This window comes from Burkholderia sp. Leaf177, assembly GCF_001424345.1.
Classification (GTDB): Bacteria; Pseudomonadota; Gammaproteobacteria; order Burkholderiales; family Burkholderiaceae; genus Caballeronia.
This window is the reverse complement of record NZ_LMPF01000021.1, coordinates 516,316-532,343: the sequence shown is the minus strand read 5'-3', so window position 1 is coordinate 532,343 and position 16,028 is coordinate 516,316. Positions and strand designations below refer to the sequence as shown.

The window sequence follows — 16,028 nt, the reverse complement described above, 5'->3', positions numbered from 1 at the left end:
CGTGTTGTTCAAGGCCTAATCGTCGATAGACTCATGAACCGCGACCGCCCCGCGTTTCCAGTAGCTCGAGGCGCGGATCCGGGTTTTATCGATACCCCGTTCCGTGCACAAGTGCTGACGCGCTGCACGAACCACACTGGATTCAGCCGCTGCCCAGACATAACCTTCGCCTGTTGGCAGGTACATTTCGCGCAACGCGAGCAGCAACGCGCCGCCCGGGAAATCCGATTCGCTTCGGTAGCGCCATTCAGCGTACAGGTCGGCTTTGGTATCGAATTCGATTCGCGCCGACGGGTCTTCAACTTCGATCAGCGTTGCAACACGCGTTCCCGCAGGCAATTCTTCCAGACGGCGGGCGATGGCGGGAAGCGCGGTTTCATCGCCAATAAGAAGATGCCAGTCGAAGCCCGTGGGAATGGTGAACGAGCCGCGCGGACCGCCAATGCCGAGGTACTGGCCAACCTGGGCGTGTGCTGCCCAGGTCGCCGCCGGACCTGCTTCGTGCAGCGCGAATTCGATGTCCAGTTCTCGTGCTGCACGATCGAAACGGCGTGGGGTGAAATCGCGCGCGATCGGCCGTGGCTGATCTTCCGCGAAGATGGGGCCATTGGGACCGGCCATGGGAATCACGGGTTTTTCCGCGCCGGGAGCGGGGAAAAACACCTTGATGTGGTCGTCAAACGATGCGGATTCGAAGTCGTGCAGCTCCTCGCCGCTCATGGTGACACGAACGAGATGCGGCGTTACGTGCTTAACCCGCTTGACTTGAAGCAGGCGAAATTTCAGTGCGTGGCGAACGCGAACGACCGCCAGATCGGGTCTGTTTTGCATGCTGTCTTCCCTTGATTGTGATTAGGCTCAAGCCGGATCGCTCGGCGCCTTGCCTTCTATTTCAGCCGTGGCGCGCGCAAGAATGGCGGCAATTCGGCGTTGTTCTTCGACAGTGGCCTCGGTGCGCATCAGCAACGCGTGCTTCAGCGCACGCCGTGCGCGAATGAATTCCGGCAGCCACGTATTGTCGCCATCGCCGTTCTCGTCCGTGGTTTCACCGGCAAACGCGCGGCGCACCGAATCCATCTTGCGAGCAAAATGGCTGAGCTTCGCAAACATGACATCGACGCGTTCCCGGTTCGCCGCCAGATGCTCGCGGCCGGGTTCGGCAAGCGCGTAACGCTTGCGGTTTCCTTCCAGTTCGACGGTCGCGTAACCGAGTTCCTCAAGGTAAGTCAGCGCCGGATAAACCATGCCGGGACTCGGCGTGTAGAAACCGTTCGAGCGGACTTCGAGCGCCTTGATCAGCTCGTAGCCGTGGCGCGCTTGCTCGGCAAGCAGGGCGAGGAGGAGAAGCTGGAGGTCGTCGGACGTGAATTTGCGGCCGCGCGGCATGCCGTCTTCGCCTCCGCCGAATCCGCCAGGTCCGCCACCAAATCCGCCTCGGCCACCGCCGAAACCTTCAGGTCCGCCGCGGCCGAAGCCACCGGGACCGGCGTGATCGGCATGTTCCCCGCGGCCGCCGAAACGGTCGGCGCCGTGGTGACGGTGGTGACGTTGATGATGTTGGCGGCTCATTGCGTGCCAGAGCGCGTGAAGGGCCGAGCGGCCTTCGAAACCCGATAAATCGTGTGCGTGCATGTGATGACGTTTCATGTCGGAACTCCGTAGTATCGTAAAACACATCTTAAGATATATATCTTAAGATACGAAGTCAACGTGTTTTTTGGGTTTTTTGCGCGCCGGAAAAGCTGCATTGCTTAGGTCGTACAGCCTCATATCCATATGGGAATTGAATAATTCTCAACGCGGACGGGCATCGCTACTCTGGACGCTGATTTCGTCCACGAGGGATATGTATATGGCTGGTTCGGAGGTTTTTGCCGCGAGGCGTCGCGCATTGCGCTTGCTGGGAGCCGCGCCCGCTCTTGCCGCGCTTGGCGGATTGACATCGCAATCAGCGCGGGGTGCAGATGCCGCGTTGTCGTCCGTCACGCTCGTGCTGGGTGATCAGGCAGGCGGCACGCGTGCGCTCGCTGAGGCGGCGAAAGTTCTCGATGGCGCGCCGTACGCGTTCAAATGGGCCAACTTCCAGGGCGCGGCGCCGCTCTTCGAAGCGCAGCGCGCGGGCGCCGTGGATATCGCTCCGGCAGGCGATTTGCCCGTGCTGGCTGCGGCCGTTGGAGATCCCACGCTCAAGATCGTCGCAACACGCGTGGGTTCCGGATCGCAACTCGGCATTCTGGTGCCGGCGAAATCGCCGCTGCGCAATGTCGCCGACCTGAAGGGGCGCACGGTGTTCGTATCGTCGGCGCGGGGCAGCATCTCGCAGTTCCAGCTTTACGGCGCGCTCGCCGAAGCAGGGCTCTCGCGCAATGATGTATCGGTGAGATTCGTGTTGCCGGTCGATGCGTTCACGGCGTTCGCATCCGGCAGTATCGATGTATGGGCGACGTTCGATCCGTACTTCGGCACCGCCGTGCAACATGGCGCACGCGTGCTGCGCGACGGCACGGGAATCAATAGCGGATTGGGGTTCATTACGGCGTCGGGCGAGGCCGCGGCGAACCCGTTGAAACGGCTTGCGATAGCCGACGTGCTGCAGCGCTTTCAGCGCGCGGGCGATTGGGCGATTGCCAATCCGGACGAATATGCGCGCGTCTATGCATCGCTTACCCGCCTTCCACTCGATGCAGCCAAAACCATCACCGCACGTTCAGCGCTAAAGCAACGCTTCGTTGCGGACAGCGATATCGTTGCCTTGCAGAAAGTGGCGGACAGTGCGTTTCGCGATGCGATCCTGCCAAGGCGGATCGATGTACGGGCGATATCGGACACGCAGATCGCAAAGGCTTGAGACAGGTACTCTCAAGCGTGGACAATGAGTGTGTTCACGCTTGAGGCCTGGGACTAATCCAGCAAATCGGGTTCGGCCTCGACCAGTCCTTCATACAAGCTCTGGAATGAAAACAGCGCACCGCCCGGACGTCCCACGCGTTCATGTGTCGATGCGGCGACATCGTGGGGAATGGGTTGCGGCGTGCCTGCGGCCTCGGCGAGCAATTGTGTGTGACACGCGTTATCGAGCGCGAGATACCACCACGCGGCGGCTTCCACAGTAGGGCCGGCAGTCAGGATGCCGTGATTCTTCAGGATCACTGCCTTGCTCGTGCCGAGTGCGTCTGCAATGCGTGCGCCTTCCTTGGTATCGAGCACGACGCCTTGGAAATCATCGAATAGTTCGTGATCCTGATAGAACGAACACGAGTCCTGTGTCAGCGGATCGAGCTTGCGGCCAAGCGTAGACCATGCCTTGCCGTATAGCGAATGCGTATGGGCCGCCGCGACGATATCCGGGCGTGCTTCATGAATTGCTGCGTGAATGGCGAATGCGGCCTGATTGACGGGGCCCTTGCCAACCACGATTTCGCCTTCGCTGTTCACGAGCAGCAAGTCGGAAACACGCATGCGAGAAAAGTGACGGCCCAGCGGATTGACCCAGAAGTGATCGGTCCATTCCGGGTCGCGTGCGGTGATGTGCCCGGCCAGCCCTTGATCGAATCCGTATCGTGCGAACAGGCGGAACGCGCCCGCAAGTCGTTCTAATCTGTGCCGGCGTTCGGCTGCTAGCGAAGCCGGAGGAGGAACTTCGTCGAACCAGAATTTGCGGACGGGTGACGTGTGAAGCGCGAGATCGGGTGTGGCGGGAAGGGTGCTCATTGTTGAATGTCCTTTGGCGATCAGCCGGGAATCGGCTACCCGGTGGATGCTTCAAAGGCTAACATTCGCGCATTCAGGGGTTAAATATCAAATGCAGATAACCATATCGAATGTGCATGTTTGCGGAGATTGCGTTCAAGCGTCCAGCATCACGACCGAGTCTTCACCTTGACCTGTTTTGGCTGGAATCGCGCTGCAAAGCAACGCGTGTCCGGGTTCTATTTCTCCCTCGCACGGCACTGGATACGCCACCTCGCCGGATACCACTCGCGTGGAGCACGTGCCGCATACGCCCGATCTGCAATTCGATGGCACCGCCACGCCGTTCGCCTCGGCGAAGTCGAGCAAGCTTCCATCTTCCGCGGACCATTGGGCGGTTTTCTGCGAGCGCATGAAAACGACTTTCGATGAACGCTCCGGATCACGCACGGGCGGAACCGGCGCCACGGCTTCAGACCTTTCAGTTCTCTTTACGCTTGCGGGTCCGAACGCTTCAAAACGAATCCGGTCATCGGCTACGTTGAGCGCACGTAAGCCGGCGTAAAGGTCCTGCATGAAAGACGCCGGGCCGCACAGGTAGAAGTTGTAATCGCCGAACGGCAACACGCTTTTCAAGTACGCAATATCCCCGCGTCCGCCCGTCGATGAATCGCGCAGATGAACGGAAAGGTTCGGCAATGCTTTCCTTGCTGCATGGAGTTCATCGGCGAACGGGCGATCGATGGCCTGGCGCGCGCCATGGATGAAATAAACATGCTCTGGCCGAGCGCCGTCGCTCGTGTTTGCGAGCACGCTGTTCAGCATCGCGATCATCGGCGTGATGCCAATTCCCGCCGATACAAAAACGACCGGACGCGCGTTCGTTCGATCGAGTACGAACGCACCGCCTGGCGCCTTGGCCTCGATCACGGCGCCAGCCTCCACGCTGTCGTGCAACCACGTAGACGCTACGCCCTCGCGCTTCACCGTGATCCGATAATGGCGGCCGTCGTGCGCATCGGATAATGTGTAGGTCCTGATCAGCGGTGCAGCGTGGCCCGGGACGTTCAGGCGGATCGGCAAGAACTGTCCCGGCTCGAAAGCTGTAAGCGGCCCGCCATCGGCCGCTTCAAAATAGAACGACTTGATGCCGGACGTTTCGTCGCGAACTTCCGCTACCTTGAGCTTGCGCCATCCGCTTGTCGCTTTTGTCCAGCTTCCGGTCTTTTCCAGCTGCGGCGCATATTGCACGCCCGACCAGCGCAACGGCAAGGCACGACGAGTCCGCCGCACTTCACGAACCGTCCATCGAATGAGTCGTTCCGCGCCGGCGAATGATTCGAGATCCTTACCTTCCCAGATGACTTCGGCATCCACGGCGAGATACAACAGGTCGCCGCTGACGAAATCGATCACGAGCAAACCGGCGCGCGGATCGCGAAGCAGGTTGCCGATGGTGTTGAAAAACAGGTTGCCGCTGAAATCGGGTGTGGTCAGCGTGCGGTCGTCGTCAATGCGAATAAAACCCGGCTTGCCGCCGCGATGCGACACGTCCGCGCCTCGGCCGAATCCCGCATCGTCGGCAGTGTTCGCGCTTGCTATGAAAAACGTATCGGCGTTGGCGATCAGTTCGCGATCGGCGTCGTTCAAACGATCCGATATAACCGGCGTTTCATCCGCATGCGCTTGTTTGCTGAAATCGACCGGCTCGGGCGTACGGCTTTGAATGTACTTCGCGCAGTTGCCGTAGCTCTGGCTGACGGCCACGGTCATTGCATGTTCATCGATGGACGAAACCACGCCATTCACACGATTGCGCCTGCGCGTGGCCGGCTGGATGCCAAGCCCGCCGAACAATGCGCCCACTTTCCACGTGCCCGCAAGCGGATCACCTTTCAGGCTGCGGCCGGCAATGCGCAACGTGCGTTCATCGGGCGTGGAAACAAAACCCGGTTCGCCGATGCGCAACGTAGCCCAGGGTTGCCCGGTCCCGTCCACGCCGCCCAGCACCATGAACGGCTGTTCCGCGAAAAATAACCGGTGCTGCTCGGGCATGTAGTCACGAATCCCGCGCCGCGCGTTGACGTCCATGCGCTCACGTACGCCTGCCCGTTCCTGCGCCGCCAGTTCGCCAGCGTGGAAGGGCGATTCAACGGCGCTCCATCCTGCTGGAGGCGGTGCGACGAGGGTATCGGACATGATCTTTCACCCGTGGTTGGTGATTGGTTGGTAGTAGGTTATTACGTGACCTCAGACTGACTCGGCGAGCAGGCCGGCCTTGGTCACAGGCATCGGCAGGAAACGCGGCAACGCCTCAATGCGCTTCAACCACGCGCGCAAATTCGGATAGGGTTCGAGCGAAATGCCGCCCTCGGGCGCGTGCGCAATGTACGAGTACGCCGCGATATCCGCGATGGTGGGCTTTTGCCCGACCGCGAAAGGCTTATCGCGGAATTCAGGTTCGAGGATCGCGAAGAGATCCTCTGCAATCCGCTTCGCCACAGCATGATCGCGCGGCGCGCCGAATACCGTGACCAGGCGGGCGGCACATGGGCCGTATGCAATCTTGCCCGCCGCAAGCGATAACCAGCGTTGAACCGCTGCGGCATCGACAGGATCTTCGGGCAACCACGATGCATCGCCGTACTTGCGTGCGAGGTACACGAGGATGGCGTTCGAATCCGTCAGAACAATATCGCCGTCTTCGATCACCGGCACTTCGCCGAACGGATTGAGCGCAAGATGCGCGGGCTTGCGGTTATCACCCGCTTTCATGTTGAGTTCGATGGTCGTGAACGGCAGGTCGAGCAGCGTCAGGAAAAGCTTCACGCGATGTCCGTGTCCCGACAACAGCGTGGTGTGCAAACGGATCGGCTGATCTGGCTTTGGTTTGTTCGAGGCTGGCATGAGTGAAAATCCGGCGAAGTAGGTGGTGAGGGGATGTTCGTAGCATAGAACGCCACGGACGACGCGAGAAGACGGATAATCGAGGTAACACAATCCTCTTAAAGTGGACAATTGGATGACCGATCTGAGTGGAGTCAATCTCAACCGGCTGGTGGTTTTCGCGGCGGTGGTCGAGGCGGGATCGCTAACGGCCGCCGCCGACCGACTGGGAATAGCGAAGACCATGGTCAGCACGCATATGCAGCGGCTCGAGGCGGAAGTCGGCGCCAGCCTGCTCGTGCGGACCACGCGCCGCGTCAGCGTGACGGAGGCAGGCCATGCGTTTTACGCGGCCAGCCGGCAAATCCTCAACACTGCCGAAGACGCCATCTCGGCGCTCGCGCAAGGCTCCGGCGACTTGCGCGGGACCTTGCGGGTAGCAACGCCGATCGACTACGGTACGAACGTCATTGCGCCCATGCTCGCCGGCATGCGCCAAACGCATCCCGAATTGAAAGTCGAGCTGGTATCGGCGGACAGGCTGGTCGACCTCGTTGCAGAAGGTGTGGACGTCGCCATCCGGCTCGGACGGCTTGCGGACTCGAGTTACCGCGCGGTGAAAATCGGCGGCTTCCAGAAGTGGCTGGTTGCGAGTCCTGAATTTGTCGAGACATGGGGCAAGCCGGCCAAACCTGAAACGCTCGCGAAGCTGCCGTTCGTAGCCATGTCCGCATTGACGAAACCACTTGTGGTATCGGTTGAAAGCAGGCGCGGCGCCAAGCGCACGATCCGCTTCAGCGCGGGTTTTTTCGCCGATACCGCGCCAACCTGTCGCGCTGCAACGCTCGCGGGCGGTGGCGTTGCGTTTCTAACGGACTTCTCGATCGGCGGTGACGTTGCCGCAGGAAAGCTGTTGCGTTTGCTGCCGGAATGGTCAGGGCCGCCAACCGGGATTCATGCGGTATTTCCATCCACGCGACATCCGGCGCCGAAAGTGCGTGTCTTCATTGACGCACTGAAGGCTTATCTCGCGCGGGACGTTGTATAGTCGCGAGCAGTGTCATCACACACGTGCGCAACAACGTTCATACGTCGAACCAGAAAGCAATTATTCGCGGCGGTCGTTGAGCATCATTCTTCATCCTCATAAGGAAAACAAATGAAACATCTTTTTTTAGCTGCCACGCTGAGCGTGCTTGCAACGAGCGCCTTTGCTAATGCGAATAGCGAGACTTGTCAGCAGAAACAGGACAGGATCAGTCAGCAAATTGAATACGCGAAAGCGCACAACAATACGGGGCAATTGAGAGGCTTGCAGACGGCACTGGATCAGGCAAAGCAAAACTGTTCCGAAGCGTCGCTGGAAAAGAGACGGCAAAGCCGCATAACAAGCGCACAGGCCAAAGTGGATTCGCGGGAAGCCGAGTTGAAGAAGGCGCAAGACAAGGGCGATGGACCCAAGAAGATCGCTTCGCGCCAGCGCAAGCTCGATGAAGCGCGCGAAGAACTCAAGCGTGCTCAAGACCCGGTCGCTCCATAAATGACTCAAGAGCGTCGGGCTTCGAGCCGGACGCTCGTCAAGCTTTCATAAGCGCCGCCAACGCGGGAACGATCTCGTGAAACAGCGGCCGCTCATCGATTTTCTCGCTCATACACGCGTCTTTCAGCTTGCTTAGCGAAGGCTCGGCAGAGTCGCATCGATCGATCAATTCTTCCAGCAGACAACCAAACGCCCTGACTTCCAGACGCTGAAGCGATAAAGCGCGTGGCGTTTGCGGTGAATAAAACGAAGCCGCGCCAAAGTCGCCCATCAGCGCGCGGCCCTCGCCGCAATGCAGAATGTTATGTGCGTAAAGGTCGCCGTGCATGATGCCTTTATCATGCAAATGACATGCCGCCGACGCAATCCCGAAAGCAATGCTCAGCGCGGCTGATAACGTGAAGCGGATATCGCCGGCGTAGATATCGCGTGTACAGGAGTCGAGGCTCGGCGGTCCTGCGAGGTTCCTGAACGCCGGATCGATCAATTCCAGCACGAGGGCATCGGCGCCTTGTGGATGCGCGTGCACCTTGCCGAGTACCGAGATCAGATTTGGATGTTCGCGCGCATTGATGCATGCCGCCATTTCGCAACGGGGCAGACCATCGCTCGTGACTGCGCCTTTGAACAACTTGACCGCGACCGCTCGGCGCGCATTATCGGGCGATGAATACGTCGCACGATAAATCACGCCGGAAGCACCTTCGCCCAGGACATGTTGAAGCTCAAGATCGCGCCACTCGATAGAACTGATCGGCGTATGCGTCAGTGCATCGATTTCCAACGTTTCGCTTAGCGGATTGCCCGCATAAGCGAGCCACGACAGGCGCGGCATGGAGGTGAGCCAAACCGGCAACTCGTCAAGCCGGTTCGCCGCGAGCCGCAGCAATTCGAGCCGCGTGCACGCAGCGAGTTCGGGCGGTAACGTCTTCAGGCGATTGCCGGCGAGCATCAGTTTCTGAAGTTGCCCGCAGTTTCCTATTTCAGCGGGAAGCGCTTCAACGCGGTTATCGGTGAGAATAAGCCAGCGAAGCGTCTCCGGCAACGATGCACCCGCAACCTTCGCAATGCGATTCGCCTTGAACCCGATCATGCTCAGCTGTGGACACCGGCCAAGCACTTCGGGCAGTTCGGTGAACTGGTTATTCGAGCAGAAAATGATGCGGAGTTTATGCAGGCGCGGCAGATCGTCCGGAAGCGAAAACAACGCGTTGCCGGACAAATCGAGCGATTCAAGCGTGTCGGCGAGATCGAAAATCTCGCGCGGGAATTCAGTTAGCCCGCAGGACATTTTCAATTGCCGCGTATCCGCAGGCATTCCAGCGCGCAGTTGTTCGAGCGTGGTGTTCACAAGGCGAGGTCCATGGCCAGTGCTGTTGTATCGCAAGATTCTACGGGAATCGTCATGACGCATCGGCGCCCAGAATTTCGATCACGAAATCGATAAACGCGCGCACCTTCGCCGCTGGCAAATGTCGTGACGGATAAAGTGCGTAGAGCGCGAACGATTCCCCAGTCCATTCGGGCAGCAACTGCACGAGCCTGCCTTTATGAATGAGTTCCTGCACGCCGCTGGCTTTTATCCGCGCGATGCCAACGCCAGCAAGGCACGCGCCGAGCAGCGTGCCGGCGTCGGTTACGAGCAGACGCCCCGATGTTTTTGCCGGAACGATCTTCCGGCCCAATTTGTATTCCCATTCCAACGGTTCGCCCGTCAGCGAATTGCGCATCTGGATGCAAGCGTGCTGGATCAAATCAGCAGGCGTTTCGGGCCGCCCGTGCTTCCTGATGTATGACGGCGAAGCGACGGTCACGGTACGCGTATCGAGCAGCTTGCGCGCAATCAGCGACGACGATGGAGGTTGTCCAAAGCGAATGGCAATATCGAATCCGTCAGCCACCAGATCGCCGAGTTGATCTCGCGTGACCAGTTCGAGCGAAAGTTCGGGATAGCGATCCAGAAATTTCGCGAGATGCGCTGCCAGCATTCGTCGCGAAAAATATCCATCCACGTTCACGCGCAAACGACCTTGCACGGCGGCGGACGCACCGGCGGTCATGGTGACGGCGTCGCCGATACTCGCCAGCAGCGGACCAATCTCCTGATAAAGCCGGCGTCCTTCGTCTGTCAGCATTACCGACCGCGTGGTCCTGTCGAGCAGCCTCACGCCTATGCTCGTTTCCAGCCGGCCAACGGCGCGGCTGACTCCGGACGGCGACAAACCTAGCGCGTCCGCGGCGCGCGCAAAACTTCCGCCTTCCACAATCGCGGCAAGAACGCTGATGTTGGCAAGCGTACGTCCATCGAAACTCATGTTTTCACTCTATTTTGATTCGTGCTGAAAGGTCACTAATGAAGTGATGCGTGGTCGATTCCATCAATGATCGTGCGCCTCTATGATGCACTGAATCGCAGACGAATCAAGCGGTTTGCACCTTCCAACTTCATCAAAGGATCTCATCATGTACGCAATCACAGGCATTAGCGGCAAGGTCGGCGGCGCGCTCGCGCGTTCGTTGTTACTGAACAATCTTCCGGTGCGCGCCGTTGTCCGCGACGCGGGAAAAGCGCATCACTGGACTTCGCAAGGTTGCGAAAGCGCGCTCGCCGATATGGAAGACGTGGCCGCTTTGACGGCGGCGTTCAAGGGCGCAGCGGGCGTATTCATATTGCCGCCGTCGAACTTCGATCCATCGCCGGGATTTCCCGAGGCACGCGTTGTTATCGATGCAGTCACCGCCGCGCTTGAAGCCGCGCGTCCACGCAAGGTCGTGTGTTTGTCGACCATTGGCGCGCAGGCCAGCCAGTCGAACCTGCTTACGCAGCGCTCGCTGATGGAACAGGCGTTGCGCCAGCTCTCGGATAAATGTTCAATGTCGGTCACGTTCCTGAGGCCGGCGTGGTTCATGGAAAACTCGGCGTGGGATGTAGCGTCCGCACGTGATGAAGGCATTGTTCAAAGCTTCCTGCAGCCGCTCGATAAACCCATACCAATGGTTGCCACAGCGGACGTCGGCCGCGTGGCCGCAGAGTTGCTTCAGCAGGACTGGATCGGGACGCGTGCAGTGGAACTGGAAGGGCCGCATCGTGTGAGGCCGGATGATATTGCGGCGGCGTTTGCAAAAATCTTCGGACGCAGTGTCCGTGCAAAAGCCGTGCCGCGCGACACGTGGGGTGCTTTATTCAAGGCGCAAGGAATGAACGATCCAATGCCGCGTATCCAGATGCTCGATGGTTTCAACGAAGGATGGATCGAATTCGAAGGCGCTGAGGACAGCGTAGTAAAAGGCGAAGTGAACCTGGAGACGGTCTTGCGCGAACTGGTGCGTGCGGCCGGGTGATCAGTTGGAACTGGATTCCCGCGCCATATCGATGAAAGCACGCAACGCCGGCGACGTTCTCCGCTGGCGCGGGTAATACAGCATGAAGCCCGGGTAATACGGGCACCAGTCTTCGAGCACCGTAACCAGACGGCCTTGCTGAACGAGATCGGCAACGATTGCTTCCATGCTGAACCCGATACCGATGTCATCGAGCGCCGCCTGCAACGTTCGCTCCAACGTGCTCACCGTCACGCGTCCTTTTACATCGATCTCAAGCTGCGTGCCGTCCTTTTCGAATTCCCATTTATAAAGCCGGCCGCTTGGAAACCGGTGACGAATGCAATTGTGGGCGAGCAGATCGTATGGATGGTGCAAGGCTGGACGCCCTTGCAGATACGCCGGGCTCGCCACCGCGAGACTTCGCTGCGCCGGGCCGATATGAACCGCGACCATGTCTTCGGGTACGGACTGCTGGAACCGGATGCCGGCATCGAAACCGAGTCCCACGATATCGGCAAGGCTGTCGTCTTCTACTATCTCCAACGCGATATCCGGATAAGCCGTGAGAAAACGCGGCATGAGCGGCGCAACCACCAGGCGCGCCGCGACGTGCGACATGTTGAGGCGCAACGTGCCTGTTGGCGTTGCGCGATAGTTGTTCATCTCCTCGAGCGCGTCGCCGAGATCATGCAGAACCGGCTGGAGGCGTTCGAGCAGACGCTGGCCGGCGTCGGTCAGCGCGACACTGCGCGTGGTGCGGTTGATCAGGTTGACGCCCAGCCGTTCCTCCAGGCCGCGGATTGCGTAGCTCATCGCCGACGTGGAAAGCCCCAGTTCGGCGCCCGCTTTTCGAAAGCTGCCATGGCGTGCAACTGCCGCAAACGCGGAGAGATGTGAGAGGTTATCGGTGAGCATGATTGTGCGAGATTATTCAACGATTCATGCGGAAACTCAAGCTTGCGCCAAGAGATCGGCGTGTCTATTGTGCTTGTACGTTCAACAAAGTCAGACAAGGACACCATGTTTCAAGCCAGAGGATATGCAGTTCACAGCGCGACCACGCCACTCGTTCCGTTCAGCTTTACGCGCCGCGATACCGGGCCGAACGACGTTCGCATCGAAATTCTGTTCGCCGGGATCTGCCATTCGGACCTGCATCAGGCGCGCAACGACTGGAGCAATTCCTTATATCCGATGGTGCCGGGACATGAAATCGTCGGACGCGTGGTCGAGGTCGGCAGCAACGTAAAGAAACTGAAGGTCGGCGATTACGCGGGCGTGGGATGTCTCGTCGATTCATGCCGGCAATGTTCGGCGTGCCGCGAGAATCTCGAACAATATTGTGAGGAAGGCCCGACGCCGACTTACAACGGGAAGGAGCGCGGCAGCGAGCAACTGACTTTTGGCGGTTATTCCGATCAGATCGTGGTCGAGGAGCGGTTTGTGGTCAAGGTGTCGCCGAACCTCGATCTGAAAGCCGTTGCGCCGCTGTTGTGCGCGGGTATCACGACCTATTCGCCGTTGCGTCACTGGAAAGTGGGGCCGGGCCAGAAAGTCGGCGTGATCGGACTTGGCGGTCTCGGGCATATGGGCGTCAAGTTCGCGAAGGCATTCGGCGCGCACGTGGTCATGATCACGACGTCGCCGGCGAAGGGACAGGACGCGAGCCGACTGGGTGCGGACGAAGTGCTGATATCGACGGATGCCGATCAGATGGCCGCGCATGCCGGCAGCTTCGATTTCCTGCTGAACACCATTCCGGTCGGGCACGATCTCAATCCTTACATGGCGTTGCTCAAGCGCGACCGGACCGTGGCTTTGGTCGGCGTCTTGACGGACACGGAACCGCTAGCGGGCGTGAGCGTGATCATCGGGCGGAAATCGGTGGCGGGTTCTGCAATCGGCGGCCTTGCCGAGACGCAGGAAATGATGGATTTCTGCGCCGAGCACGGCATTGTGAGCGACGTGGAAATGGTCCGGATTCAGGGCGTCAACCACGCGTATGAACGCTTGCTTAAGAACGACGTGAAATATCGCTTTGTAATCGATATGGCTTCGCTTGCGGAAGCTTAAAACTCACACGAAAGCCTACAGACAAAAAAACAAAGGCACGCAAACGCGTGGCCTTTGTTTTTCGGTGAGAGCTGGCGAAAGAATGCCGGCAATGATTTGCTCTCGTTTAATTCAACCCACCGGCTCACCGAGGTTGAGCATCAACCGGTTGGCCCATGCAAAAATGGCGATGGAATGAATCAGGTCGAGGATCTCGTCATCGTTCAGGCCAACGTCGCGAAGCGCCTTCAACTGCGCCGGTTCCACGTTGCCCGGTGTGAGCGTCAGATCGATTGAAGCCTGCACGATCGCCTTCTCGCGCGGCGACATTCCGGCCGTTGCTGGATCGTTGAATACCTGTTCGATCACATCGTCGCGTTTAGCCAGCTGCTCGAAGCGCTGAGCATGCACCGACGCGCAATACACGCAGCCGTTGACCCGCGATACCACCGTGGACGCCAACTCCCGCTCCGCGCGCGGCAGGCCGCCCGGCGCATACATGATGGCGTTGAAGGCGGCCGAGCGTTGGCGCAGGATCTCCGGCTGATGCACGAGGAACAAGTAATAATCGGATTCCTTCGCCTTTGGATGGCTCTCTTCGAGCACGGCCACTTGTTCGGCGGAAGCATCGGCGAGTTGCACGACATCCAGCCACGCGTCCCATCCCAGCACGCGGTTCGTAAAACCATGCGATTCAATCAGGCGGCTCATGCTGCCTCCGTTGCATTCAACGCCTGCAGCGCGCGCAATCCGGCGGCGAGGCGAATCTGGTAGGAAAGGAACGCGATCAACTGCGCAAGCGCAACCACGGCCGGCGTTGAAATGCCGGCAGCGGGCAAACGTTCGAGCGCGGTCTTGTCGCCATCGATAGGTGACTCGATCAGCGTGCGCGTAAAGACAAGCATGGCGCGCAGACGCGGCTCTTGTGTATCGATGGAACCTTGCGCAATCGCGTTGATCGCGGCGCGATCGGTATCGAGTGAAGCAAGCCGTTCTGCGTAGTGCGTCGCCAGCGCCGGCGCGTTCGACAACGTGCATGCATACAGCGCGACCAGCAAGCGATCGCTCAGCAGCAGGTCGGGCAGCGCGGGATCGAACAGCGCTTCATAGCTGCGCTGGGTTGCATCGGCGACTTTCTCGCGTTTATGCCTTGTGGCATGGGTCGGCGTGCCTGGCGTAAGACCTGCAATCCGGTCAACGATATCCGTATTCGGATCGTACGTATCTGTCATGGTTGCTCCAATGCGCGTGCGCTCACTGCGGCGTTGAGGAAGTCGAGAACTGCGCGCCACGATGCTTCGTCGGCCTGCGCGTTTGCGGCCGGCCGTCCGCCGCCCGTGCTGATGCGCCCCGATACGGGGTGCGCATACACAAGTTGCGTGGTCGGCACGAAGGGAAAGACGATGGCGTGTCCGGCTTCATCGAAGTCGAGATGGTCTACCGGGTATGCGTGCTTTTCTTGCTTCAACCTTTCCACGACCATGCGCGAATAGTCCGATGACGGCCACGATCCGTCGTCGGTGGCGGAAAGAAGCAGGACGGGCCCATCGATTTTCTCGACGCGAATCCGCGCTCGTTCTACCGCTTCCTGATCGAGCAGAGCGGTGCGAATTGCGCGCTCATGACGATGCGGCGGCGGCCCTTCATCGAAAGGTTTCCAGCTTGCAGTGCGATTGTTTTCCCACAGATGCGGCAGCGGTTTGCCATCGAGCAACCAGGCTGGACCTTCGCGGCCTGTTGCGGGATCGGCGGCATTCTGCGCGCTATGAACCACGGCGCCGGGCACATATCCGATCACCGCCTTCAGCCGGTCCGGATAGGTCGCGCCGAGCAGCAATGCAAGTTCGCCACCACGCGATTGTCCGCTGACTGCAATGAAGCCATGCGCGGGTTGCAACTCGTGATCAATCCAGTCGAGCGCGCGACGGAAGTATTCGAGCGGCGTGTTCGAGATGTAATCCGGCAGTCCCGGCGCCTTGAAGTAGCCAAGCGCGAGTGCCGCATATCCACGCGATGCATACAACGCACCGCGCGGTTCATTGATGCCGCCGCCCGATCCATTCAGCACGAGCACGACCGGATGAGGTCCTGGCGTGGCGGGAAGGAACAGCGTGCCAACGCAACCGTCCTCGCGCATTTCCCGTCTCTGAACGCCGGCTGCCATCAGCCGTTGCGTCAAGACGCCATCATCCAGGTGCTTGCCGTTAATATCGAAAACGTCGATGTGCGTGATCAATGCATCGCGTACATCCGCCGGAAACACCTCGCGCTTGCCCGCCTCGACGGGCGCTTGCGACCAGATGAGTCCCATCGGCGATACACCGCTGTAATCGCCTTCAACGGGTGCATCGCGAGAAAGGTCGATAACGCCAGACGCATCCGCCCGAAACACGGCGCGGCTCGTCCAGATTGCGCCGTCGCCGCGCGTGGTTCGCGTGCGCAACTCGATCGACGCATCCGCTTGCGCACCACTAACCAGAATGCGGCGCGGGACGTCGATCAGATCGTCGGCCGGGGTGATCGTGATATGCGTCAT

General features: G+C 59.6%; 14 protein-coding genes and 1 pseudogene. 5 read left to right on the top strand and 10 right to left on the bottom strand.

Annotated features, from left to right (window positions below):
- Nucleotides 1-15: 15 nt before the first annotated feature.
- On the bottom strand, nucleotides 16-831 hold the full coding sequence (locus ASG35_RS17800) for a siderophore-interacting protein (RefSeq protein WP_056360108.1): 816 nt from the start codon (nucleotides 829-831) through the stop codon (nucleotides 16-18).
- Nucleotides 832-858: 27 nt separating this feature from the next.
- Nucleotides 859-1,647: a PadR family transcriptional regulator gene (locus ASG35_RS17795; protein WP_056360104.1), complete on the bottom strand. Its 789-nt coding sequence runs from the start codon at nucleotides 1,645-1,647 to the stop codon at nucleotides 859-861.
- Between the two features lie 205 nt (nucleotides 1,648-1,852).
- Between ASG35_RS17795 and ASG35_RS17790 the strand changes: the two genes are divergently transcribed.
- Nucleotides 1,853-2,848 (top strand): ABC transporter substrate-binding protein, encoded by a 996-nt coding sequence (locus ASG35_RS17790; protein ID WP_156393224.1) that lies wholly within the window; start codon nucleotides 1,853-1,855, stop codon nucleotides 2,846-2,848.
- Between the two features lie 53 nt (nucleotides 2,849-2,901).
- Here ASG35_RS17790 and ASG35_RS17785 read toward each other — a convergent pair whose 3' ends face one another.
- The 3 genes from ASG35_RS17785 to ASG35_RS17775 all read right to left on the bottom strand — a co-directional run bounded on the left by ASG35_RS17785 (nucleotide 2,902) and on the right by ASG35_RS17775 (nucleotide 6,597).
- The gene (locus ASG35_RS17785) at nucleotides 2,902-3,711 is read right to left on the bottom strand and encodes a class II aldolase/adducin family protein (RefSeq protein ID WP_056360099.1); all 810 of its coding nucleotides are present in this window, start codon (nucleotides 3,709-3,711) and stop codon (nucleotides 2,902-2,904) included.
- 135 nt (nucleotides 3,712-3,846) lie between these two features.
- Nucleotides 3,847-5,889 carry a 2Fe-2S iron-sulfur cluster-binding protein gene (locus tag ASG35_RS17780; protein ID WP_056360096.1) on the bottom strand — a complete coding sequence of 681 codons (2,043 nt, stop codon included), beginning with the start codon at nucleotides 5,887-5,889 and terminating at the stop codon, nucleotides 3,847-3,849.
- A gap of 51 nt (nucleotides 5,890-5,940) precedes the next feature.
- Complete coding sequence (locus tag ASG35_RS17775; RefSeq protein WP_056360094.1) at nucleotides 5,941-6,597, bottom strand: glutathione S-transferase family protein; 657 nt, start codon at nucleotides 6,595-6,597, stop codon at nucleotides 5,941-5,943.
- Between the two features lie 115 nt (nucleotides 6,598-6,712).
- On the opposite strand from ASG35_RS17775, the gene ASG35_RS17770 reads away from it, so the two are divergent.
- Both ASG35_RS17770 and ASG35_RS17765 read left to right on the top strand, forming a co-directional pair.
- Nucleotides 6,713-7,624, top strand: a complete 912-nt coding sequence (locus tag ASG35_RS17770; RefSeq protein ID WP_056360091.1) for a LysR family transcriptional regulator — start codon at nucleotides 6,713-6,715, stop codon at nucleotides 7,622-7,624.
- A 111-nt stretch (nucleotides 7,625-7,735) separates the two neighbouring features.
- Nucleotides 7,736-8,116, top strand: a complete 381-nt coding sequence (locus ASG35_RS17765; RefSeq protein WP_082508438.1) for a DUF1090 domain-containing protein — start codon at nucleotides 7,736-7,738, stop codon at nucleotides 8,114-8,116.
- 37 nt (nucleotides 8,117-8,153) lie between these two features.
- Here the strand turns inward: ASG35_RS17765 and ASG35_RS17760 are convergent, their stop codons facing one another.
- The gene (locus ASG35_RS17760) at nucleotides 8,154-9,467 is read right to left on the bottom strand and encodes a leucine-rich repeat-containing protein kinase family protein (RefSeq protein WP_056360087.1); all 1,314 of its coding nucleotides are present in this window, start codon (nucleotides 9,465-9,467) and stop codon (nucleotides 8,154-8,156) included.
- A gap of 52 nt (nucleotides 9,468-9,519) precedes the next feature.
- Nucleotides 9,520-10,431 carry a LysR family transcriptional regulator gene (locus ASG35_RS17755; protein WP_056360084.1) on the bottom strand — a complete coding sequence of 304 codons (912 nt, stop codon included), beginning with the start codon at nucleotides 10,429-10,431 and terminating at the stop codon, nucleotides 9,520-9,522.
- Nucleotides 10,432-10,579: 148 nt separating this feature from the next.
- Between ASG35_RS17755 and ASG35_RS17750 the strand changes: the two genes are divergently transcribed.
- Nucleotides 10,580-11,458: an NmrA family NAD(P)-binding protein gene (locus ASG35_RS17750; RefSeq protein ID WP_056360079.1), complete on the top strand. Its 879-nt coding sequence runs from the start codon at nucleotides 10,580-10,582 to the stop codon at nucleotides 11,456-11,458.
- Here the strand turns inward: ASG35_RS17750 and ASG35_RS17745 are convergent, their stop codons facing one another.
- Nucleotides 11,459-12,355, bottom strand: coding sequence for a LysR substrate-binding domain-containing protein (locus ASG35_RS17745; RefSeq protein ID WP_056360076.1), 897 nt, complete (start codon nucleotides 12,353-12,355; stop codon nucleotides 11,459-11,461).
- A 105-nt stretch (nucleotides 12,356-12,460) separates the two neighbouring features.
- Here ASG35_RS17745 and ASG35_RS17740 point away from each other — a divergent pair, with 105 nt between their 5' ends.
- The gene (locus ASG35_RS17740; protein WP_056360074.1) at nucleotides 12,461-13,513 is read left to right on the top strand and encodes an NAD(P)-dependent alcohol dehydrogenase; all 1,053 of its coding nucleotides are present in this window, start codon (nucleotides 12,461-12,463) and stop codon (nucleotides 13,511-13,513) included.
- Nucleotides 13,514-13,624: 111 nt separating this feature from the next.
- Here the strand turns inward: ASG35_RS17740 and ASG35_RS32750 are convergent.
- Both ASG35_RS32750 and ASG35_RS17725 read right to left on the bottom strand, forming a co-directional pair.
- Nucleotides 13,625-14,724, bottom strand: a pseudogene (locus ASG35_RS32750) (CMD domain protein).
- Entirely contained in the window at nucleotides 14,721-16,028 is a 1,308-nt protein-coding gene (locus ASG35_RS17725) for an acyl-CoA thioesterase/BAAT N-terminal domain-containing protein (protein ID WP_056360065.1), read from the bottom strand. The pseudogene ASG35_RS32750 and the gene ASG35_RS17725 overlap by 4 nt, the downstream one beginning before the upstream one ends.

What these genes read in the sequence shown, in the direction of transcription:
- ASG35_RS17745 (WP_056360076.1), bottom strand. Translation starts at nt 12,355, where the DNA reads ATGCTCACCGATAACCTCTCACATCTCTCCGCGTTTGCGGCAGTTGCA.
- ASG35_RS17780 (WP_056360096.1), bottom strand. Translation starts at nt 5,889, where the DNA reads ATGTCCGATACCCTCGTCGCACCGCCTCCAGCAGGATGGAGCGCCGTT.
- ASG35_RS17770 (WP_056360091.1), top strand. Translation starts at nt 6,713, where the DNA reads ATGACCGATCTGAGTGGAGTCAATCTCAACCGGCTGGTGGTTTTCGCG.
- ASG35_RS17775 (WP_056360094.1), bottom strand. Translation starts at nt 6,597, where the DNA reads ATGCCAGCCTCGAACAAACCAAAGCCAGATCAGCCGATCCGTTTGCAC.
- ASG35_RS17765 (WP_082508438.1), top strand. Translation starts at nt 7,736, where the DNA reads ATGAAACATCTTTTTTTAGCTGCCACGCTGAGCGTGCTTGCAACGAGC.
- ASG35_RS17755 (WP_056360084.1), bottom strand. Translation starts at nt 10,431, where the DNA reads ATGAGTTTCGATGGACGTACGCTTGCCAACATCAGCGTTCTTGCCGCG.
- ASG35_RS17740 (WP_056360074.1), top strand. Translation starts at nt 12,461, where the DNA reads ATGTTTCAAGCCAGAGGATATGCAGTTCACAGCGCGACCACGCCACTC.
- ASG35_RS17800 (WP_056360108.1), bottom strand. Translation starts at nt 831, where the DNA reads ATGCAAAACAGACCCGATCTGGCGGTCGTTCGCGTTCGCCACGCACTG.
- ASG35_RS17750 (WP_056360079.1), top strand. Translation starts at nt 10,580, where the DNA reads ATGTACGCAATCACAGGCATTAGCGGCAAGGTCGGCGGCGCGCTCGCG.
- ASG35_RS17725 (WP_056360065.1), bottom strand. Translation starts at nt 16,028, where the DNA reads ATGACGCATATCACGATCACCCCGGCCGACGATCTGATCGACGTCCCG.
- ASG35_RS17795 (WP_056360104.1), bottom strand. Translation starts at nt 1,647, where the DNA reads ATGAAACGTCATCACATGCACGCACACGATTTATCGGGTTTCGAAGGC.
- ASG35_RS17790 (WP_156393224.1), top strand. Translation starts at nt 1,853, where the DNA reads ATGGCTGGTTCGGAGGTTTTTGCCGCGAGGCGTCGCGCATTGCGCTTG.
- ASG35_RS17785 (WP_056360099.1), bottom strand. Translation starts at nt 3,711, where the DNA reads ATGAGCACCCTTCCCGCCACACCCGATCTCGCGCTTCACACGTCACCC.